Origin of the sequence: Paraburkholderia sp. NMBU_R16, assembly GCF_013282575.1 — a bacterium.
Taxonomy (GTDB): Bacteria; Pseudomonadota; Gammaproteobacteria; order Burkholderiales; family Burkholderiaceae; genus Trinickia.
In genome coordinates, this window is the sequence record NZ_JAAAYE010000228.1 from 1 (window position 1) to 967 (window position 967).

A 967-nucleotide genomic window follows, 5' to 3' on the forward strand; every position below is an offset into this window, starting at 1 on the left:
GCAAAGGCCAAATGAAGGGTGACCACGCCACTCGAACGGTCGCCGCGCAGTTCTATTCGCTGCTTATCTAAGGACTCCTAAGCGAATCGCCGCTTGCTCGTCATCGCTTCGTTATCGCGACACAACCGGGCCGTTGGCGTTCAGGGGAAGATCTGCATCATCCGGTACCTGGGGCGTTGCGTGTCTCCGTGTTTGCGCTGTCTGATCAGTGAAACGTCGGCGAGCTCGTCATGCAGCAGTGCTTGTACTTGCGGCCACTACCACACGGGCACGCCTCGTTGCGCCCGATCTTCGGTTCTTCACGGCGCATCGGCATGCGCGCCGGAATGCTCGTCAGTGCCCGCCGGTGCGGCTCGAAGTAACGGTAGATGTTGGTCAGCCCTGCGATCATCGTCTGCAGCAACTCTTCGCGCTTCTCCGCAGGGATCGGTGGAGGCCGCATCTGCGGGTCGGGATTGTGTTCATGATGCAGCATCATGATCGGGATCATCGGTCCGCCGTGGTCCTCGTCATGGATCAGTTCACCCCAACTCGCGGGACGCATCTGTACGCCACTCATGAAACCGTGTGCCCAGTCGTTGGCCGGTGCAACACCATCCTCGCGCTCGAGCAACACGGGCAGGTACACGTTCGGCTCATGCAGCGTTTGCTGCAATTCCGTGCTGATCGTGTTCCAGTGACGCATCAGCAGCTCGATGATTTCGGTAGCCTGTCCGTCGCTTTCAAACGAAAAATCTTCCCCCCAGATCTGCGGCAGATACTCGCTGGGCAACACGATGTCCGGTCCGCAAATTAACGCGACGAAATAGCCGTCGAGCGTTTCGATGTTCATCGCTGCATCGCCGATGGAGTCGAGAAACCCGGCGAGCCGGGCGAAATCGTCGTCGGCAAGCGGCTGTTGGGACGTCAGGTTATTCACGGCAGATATTCTTTTCGCGAGTTCGAAGCTACGTATCCAGCGATTATA

General features: G+C 58.4%; 1 protein-coding gene. It reads right to left on the reverse strand.

What is annotated here, in order from left to right:
* Positions 1–205: 205 nt before the first annotated feature.
* Complete coding sequence (locus GWC77_RS27990) at positions 206–919, reverse strand: UPF0149 family protein (RefSeq protein ID WP_173262800.1); 714 nt, start codon at positions 917–919, stop codon at positions 206–208.
* Positions 920–967 lie beyond the last annotated feature (48 nt).